The organism is Pseudomonas sp. CG7, assembly GCF_023701885.1.
In the GTDB taxonomy this organism is placed as follows: domain Bacteria; phylum Pseudomonadota; class Gammaproteobacteria; order Pseudomonadales; family Pseudomonadaceae; genus Aquipseudomonas; species Aquipseudomonas zanjanensis.
The window spans coordinates 130,436-136,970 of sequence record NZ_JABAEE010000005.1 but is presented as its reverse complement, the minus strand read 5'-3'; the positions used below and the strand labels follow the sequence as shown (position 1 = coordinate 136,970).

Below are 6,535 nucleotides of genomic sequence, written 5' to 3'. Positions count from 1 at the left end.
CGCGATGGCGGAGTATCAGTCAGCATCTATGATTCTGATGCACCGCCATCGCGAGCAAGCTCGCTCCCACAGGGGAATGGGGTTGGCTTTAAGAGCTCCTGCTCTCACAGGGAGATGTGGTTGGCTTTAGACCACCTGCTTCTGCGGCTCCGGCAGGTGACTCGCCCCCAGCACCGCCGGCAGCAGCCCCGAGCGCAGGTCCGTGCCGCTCGGCTGCTGGTACAGGTTTAATCCGAACTCCGGCATCACCGCCAGCAGGTAATCGAAAATGTCCCCCTGGATGCGCTCGTAGTCCGCCCACGCGGTGGTGCGGGTGAAACAGTAGATTTCCAGCGGGATGCCCTGGGCGGTGGTCTGCATCTGCCGGACCATGCAGGTCATGTTCGGCTGGATCTCCGGGTGGCTCTTCAAATAGGCCAGGGCATAGGCGCGGAAGGTGCCCAGGTTGGTCATCCGCCGGCGGTTGGCCGACATCGCCGCGACGTTGCCCTGGGCCTCGTTCCAGGCCTTGAGCTCGGCCTGCTTGCGGCTGATGTAGTCGGTCAGCAGGCGGACCTGGGTCAGGCGTTGTTCCTCCTCGTCATGCAGGAAACGCACGCCGCTCGCGTCGATGAACAGGCTGCGCTTGATCCGTCGTCCACCGGACTGCTGCATGCCGCGCCAGTTCTTGAACGACTCGGACATCAGGCGCCAGGTGGGGATAGAGACGATGGTCTTGTCGAAGTTCTGCACCTTGACTGTGTGCAACGTGATGTCCACCACATCACCGTCGGCGCCGACCTGGGGCATCTCGATCCAGTCGCCGACCCGCAGCATGTCGTTGCTGGTCAACTGCACGCTGGCGACGAACGACAGCAGGGTGTCTTTGTAGACCAACAGGATCACCGCCGACATCGCACCCAGGCCCGACAGCAGCAACAGTGGCGAGCGGTCGATCAGCGTGGCGACGATGATGATCGCGCCAAACACATACAGCACCATCTTCGTCAGTTGCACGTAGCCTTTGATCGAGCGAGTCCGCGCGTGTTCGGTGCGTGCGTAGACGTCCAGCAGGGCGCTGAGCAGGGCACTGAGACTCAGCACCATGAACAGGATGGTGAACGCCAGGGCCACATTGCCCAGGAAAATCATGCTGGTCTTGCTCAGTTCCGGCACCAGGTGCAGGCCGGATTGAATGATCAGTGACGGCGTCATTTGCGCCAGGCGATGAAAGACCTTGTTCTGGCGCAGGTCGTTGACCCAATGCAAGGCTGGCTGGCGCCCAAGCAACTTGGCGGCGTGCAGGATCAGGTAGCGCGCGACGCGTCCGAGCACCAGGGCGATGACCAGCAGCAACATCAGGGCGAGGCTGGAATGCAGGAGCGGGTGCTGGTCAAGGGCACCCCAGAGGTCTTGAATGTTGACCCAGAGTTGTTTGATGTCCATGGACGAAACGATTCTTCTATAGAGACGCGACGGGGCGATTAGAGCATTTAAGCCTGCTCAAGTGACCGTTGATACAATATCGGCTGATAAAAAAGCACTGATTTACCGCCGTTTGTATAAAGAAACTCGGCCTTCGCGCTCGAACCCGTTACCCTATGCAGCTGTTTTTTTGCATTTCTTCGAGGTAGCACCCGTGTTTTCCCAATTCGCCCTGCACGAACGCCTGCTCAAAGCCGTGGCCGAGCTTAAATTTGTCGCGCCAACGCCGGTGCAGGCAGCGGCCATTCCGCTCGCGCTCCAGGGGCGTGACCTGCGGGTGACGGCGCAAACCGGCAGCGGCAAGACTGCCGCGTTCGTGCTGCCGATCCTCAACCGCCTGATCGGTCCGGCCAAGATCCGCGTCAGCATCAAGACCCTGATCCTGCTGCCGACCCGTGAACTGGCCCAGCAGACCTTGAAGGAAGTGGAGCGCTTCTCGCAGTTCACTTTCATCAAGTCCGGCCTGATCACCGGCGGCGAAGACTTCAAGGTCCAGGCCGCCATGCTGCGCAAGGTGCCGGACATCCTGATCGGCACGCCGGGGCGGATGATCGAGCAGTTGAACGCCGGCAATCTCGACCTCAAGGAAGTCGAAGTGCTGGTGCTGGACGAAGCCGACCGCATGTTGGACATGGGTTTTTCCGAAGACGTGCAGCGCCTGGTGGACGAGTGCGTCAACCGCCAGCAGACCATGCTGTTCTCCGCCACCACCGGCGGTTCGGGCCTGCGCGAGATGATCGCCAAGGTGCTGAACAACCCCGAGCACTTGCAGCTCAACGCGGTCAGCCAACTGAACTCCACCACCCGGCAGCAGATCATCACCGCCGACCACAACCAGCACAAAGAGCAGATCGTCAACTGGTTGCTGGCCAACGAAACCTACGAAAAAGCCATCGTGTTCACCAACACCCGGGCCATGGCCGACCGCATCTACGGCCGCCTGGTGGCCCAGGAATACAAGGCGTTCGTGCTGCACGGCGAAAAGGACCAGAAGGACCGCAAGCTGGCCATCGACCGCCTCAAGCAGGGCGGCGTGAAGATCCTCGTCGCGACCGACGTCGCTGCCCGCGGCCTGGACGTGGATGGCCTGGACATGGTCATCAACTTCGACATGCCCCGCAGTGGCGATGAATACGTGCACCGCATCGGTCGTACCGGCCGCGCCGGCAACGACGGCCTGGCGATCTCGCTGATCTGCCACGGCGACTGGAACCTGATGTCGAGCATCGAGCGCTACCTCAAGCAGAGCTTCGAGCGCCGCACCATCAAGGAAGTCAAAGGTACTTACGGCGGACCGAAGAAGGTCAAGGCGTCGGGCAAGGCCGTTGGCGTGAAGAAGAAAAAGGTCGACGCCAAGGGCGACAAGAAAAAAGCCGGCGCCAAGGGCCCGACCAAACGCAAGACCGCCAATCGCCCGAAGTCCGACGCACCGTCGCTGGTCAGCAAGGACGGCATGGCCCCGCTCAAGCGGCGCAAGCCAGAGGCGCCAGCGGCTGAGTGAAGCTGCGTTAGCGCTTGCTAAAAAGAACCGGACCTTGGGTCCGGTTTTTTTATGGGCTGTTACTCAGCCTTACGTACAACAGGCTCTTGTGGCGAGGGAGCTTGCTCCCGCTGGGCTGCGCAGCAGCCCCGAGAGGGTCTCTGGTTTATCAGCCCTGATGTTGACGCTCAGGTTTGGGGGCGCTTCGCACCCCAGCGGGAGCAAGCTCCCGCGCCACAAAAGCTGGCCGTGCTCGCTCGGCGATCACTCCGCTTTCCTCTGCGCCTCTTCCAGCTCCTGCAGGCGCTTATCGATCAATTGGCACTTATCCGGCACCTCCTTGCTGGATGTTTCCAGATCCATAGCCTTCAACTCGTCATTCATCTCCTTGGCCTTGGACGGATCCTGTTCGGTGAGCTTGGCGATTTTATCCGCCAGTTGTTCACGCTTGATGGTCGCTTCCTCAGGTGTACAAGCGGCCCAGGCGGGCAGGGCGCAGGTGAGGGTGGCGGCGAGGGTAAGTTTGATGAGGGTTTTCATGGCAGGGCCTCATATTCCTTGTTGGGCAGGTAATGGGTTGAGGCCCGTGCAGAGTGGAAAGTTCATTAGCCTGCCGCTGACAGGCGTTCCGTCGCTGCATGGGCCCAGACACGGATTGAAGTCTTTTTCAGGGTTTCCCTAGCCGATATGAAACCGTCGTCTACCATGGAGAAAGTGACTGGTAGCCCTATGCCTGCAATGCTGGGTCGCTCCTTCACACAGGACGTAAGTGCTTCATTAGCCAGGAGGCTAACAATATGTCTGACGCAATGCAGTCAATGAGTTCTGGATCACCCGGTGCCGCTCGCATTCGAGCAATGGAACAACTACGCCTGTCAGGACGTGCCCACGGACTGCGATAGCTATTAATTCAAGGAATGAAATCTATGAGCCTTAGAGCGATACTCAGTCGGCTGATGTTGTGCCTGTGTGGTTTGTTCGCGGTGTCATCGGCTTATGCAGAAAGTGTGATCATCGCCACGTCGCGACCCGATGAAGGGATCGTAGTTGATGTGTTTGACAGCCCTGATGCCGCAAACGCCATACCTTCTTCGTCGGGCATGGTGCCATTTCCCTCGGTAGGGTTGGCTACACCCGCGGTGCAATCGTTCAAGGGCAAGATTTATATGTTTTGGGCCAACGATAGTGATTCCGCTATCTATTTTTCCACTTCGGCGCAGGGCAGTAATTGGTCCCCACCACAGCCCATTCCGGTGTCTGGCATCGTGGGTAATGTCTCAGCGACCGTGTTTCAGCAAAAGCTGGTGCTGACCTTTACCGACGAGAAGCACATAAATAGCATCAGTTCCGAGGACGGCATAACCTGGTCCAATGTTAACCCTATTGCGGTCTCCAGCGACGCCGCTACTAACAGTCCTGTGGTGTACAACGGAAAATTATTTGTCCTGTATAGCGAGGAGGACGATCACACGATTAACTATGTGACCTCGGACGATGGCTTGCTGTGGAGTAAGGAAAATCCTGGGTTCACTGCAAATGCTCTCAGAGTGCTGAGTCTGGTGCCCGTGGTCTATAACGGTGAGCTGTTGGTCTATTACTCTTATGATCTTAATAATTTTGCCGTGCGCAGTTACGACCGGGGCGGTAACTGGGGAGATGAACAAAGACTGTCGGGCCTAGCAAAGAGCGAGCTTTTCCTGAACCGTGCAACCATCACCGGTAACCGCATTTTTCTCAGCAGTGGCCCTACCACTTTTGGTTCAAGCGATGGGGTCAACTGGAGTCCCTATTATTCAAGGCTTTTCTCTGACAGTTTGACCGGCCCATCGGGATTGGGCGTTTCCTACGGCATTACCACAAACGATCTGACAGGGGACAACCCGCAGTTGCCTGCTGACCTGGCGACGGGCCTTAGCCATACCGACTATGCGACCTTTGCCTGGCGGAGTTTTTTTGCGCTGAACAACACCGCCATGACGCCGTTACCGGCTAGCCGTGGCATGGGTAATCCCGCCAGCAGCTTTGCCGATTCGGGCAAGGCCTCGCAGTCTCCAACCCCTTTGTTGTGGCAAACCTTCGCCCACCGCAGCGAGTTGTTTCCGGCGGTAGGGTTCAATCCCGTTGGCGGTCCTACGCGTTCGCTTGGTTCTGATCCGAACTACACCTATACCCAGTTCCTCAAGAAGCCGATACGGATGGCGCCAGGCACTGATTTTACCCTTTACAACAATCTGGATGAGGCGACCCAAATAGGACAAAACGCTATTTTCTTCCCGGTTAAGCCGCCCAATGCGGCGAAGACAACAGATGCGCGGGGAGACTATGCCCCTTCAAGCGACAGCCAGATCCTGTTCGAGGCCAAGGCCAACCCCGTCGTTTACAACTATGCGAAAGGCCTGACCCGTTATCCGGATCATATTGTGCTGCCCGACGGCGCGGTGGAGGTAAAGGCGGCATGGCGCAAGCTGGCCGACATTCCGGTGCCGGATCGCGGGCGCTACCATACGGCGACGGTGGTGACCTATAAGGGTACCGACACTGACCCGGAGGCGCAGAACGAAGACTACGCACTGGTCGCCTTGCATATCATCCATAAGACGGCCAACTACCCGACCTTCATCTTCGCCACATTCGAGCACGAAGATGCCCTGACGTTGCCCGACGGTAAATCGCCGACCGGGCTCTACTACATCGCCAACTACAACAAGATCGATTACCCCGGCCTCGATTCAGCCACGCCGCCGACCGCCACCTTCTCTGACGGCAACAAGACCTATACGGTTTCCCTGCCAACGGAGGGACTGGTCGCAAACGCGAAACTTGATCCGCCGGTCTACTCCGGCAGCAACGGGATCCCCGAAGGACAAGCCGGCCCGATCAAGGTCGTGCAACCGCTGACCGTCCATTCAGAAGTCCAGGCGGTGAACGACCAGGTCAGGCAGCTCATGGACGGCAGCCGCGAATTCGACAATTCGGTCTGGAAGCACTATCGGCTCAAAGGGGTGCAAGCCATCCCGTCGAGCACCTCAACCGACCCGGATTACTATCTGGCCAACATCATGGTCGAAAGCAGCCAGCCGGGCATCCAGCTGTTTCGTGGAAGCAACGTGTTCCCCATCCCGAATAACAACACCCTGACCAATGCGCGCAACCAACCGAACATCAAGGTGCCGGACTACGCCCACAGTACTCAAAGCCTGACCATGGGCGGCTGCATGGGCTGTCACGGCATCGCCCAGAGCTCGCTGAAACAAGGCTTCAGCTTTTTGTTCGATGCGATCAATCCCACGTTCGCCAAAGGCGTCACCGGCTTTGCGGGCCCGGAGACCGTAGGCTTACCTGATCCGCGGACCTCGAAGGCACGGGCCCTGAAATACTCTTTCGGTCCTCAGAATGCGGCAGCCGTTGAGGAGGCAAGCAAGTAGTCGTCAAATCTCTGCCAAGCAGGATATCCCTGCTTTCTGAGGCAGATGCCTAGCGCTTTAATAAAGAACCGGACCTTGAGTCCGGTTTTTTATGAAGCCCATCCTGAATTCGCCACAAAAGCAAATTCGGTCCTCCTTCCCGCAGCCTCAATTCGCGACGTTTATC

Annotated in this window: 4 protein-coding genes; 2 read left to right on the top strand and 2 right to left on the bottom strand. The window is 58.3% G+C overall.

Features of this window, described 5'->3' with window-relative positions:
• Nucleotides 1-126 precede the first annotated feature (126 nt).
• Nucleotides 127-1,425, bottom strand: a complete 1,299-nt coding sequence (locus HGO40_RS04245; protein ID WP_186704601.1) for a mechanosensitive ion channel family protein — start codon at nucleotides 1,423-1,425, stop codon at nucleotides 127-129.
• A gap of 193 nt (nucleotides 1,426-1,618) precedes the next feature.
• Between HGO40_RS04245 and HGO40_RS04240 the strand changes: the two genes are divergently transcribed.
• On the top strand, nucleotides 1,619-2,965 hold the full coding sequence (locus tag HGO40_RS04240) for a DEAD/DEAH box helicase (RefSeq protein WP_250962004.1): 1,347 nt from the start codon (nucleotides 1,619-1,621) through the stop codon (nucleotides 2,963-2,965).
• 243 nt (nucleotides 2,966-3,208) lie between these two features.
• Here the strand turns inward: HGO40_RS04240 and HGO40_RS04235 are convergent, their stop codons facing one another.
• Nucleotides 3,209-3,484, bottom strand: a complete 276-nt coding sequence (locus HGO40_RS04235; RefSeq protein ID WP_186704603.1) for a hypothetical protein — start codon at nucleotides 3,482-3,484, stop codon at nucleotides 3,209-3,211.
• A gap of 386 nt (nucleotides 3,485-3,870) precedes the next feature.
• On the opposite strand from HGO40_RS04235, the gene HGO40_RS04230 reads away from it, so the two are divergent.
• Nucleotides 3,871-6,369, top strand: a complete 2,499-nt coding sequence (locus HGO40_RS04230; RefSeq protein WP_250962003.1) for an exo-alpha-sialidase — start codon at nucleotides 3,871-3,873, stop codon at nucleotides 6,367-6,369.
• The last annotated feature ends 166 nt before the right edge of the window (nucleotides 6,370-6,535 follow it).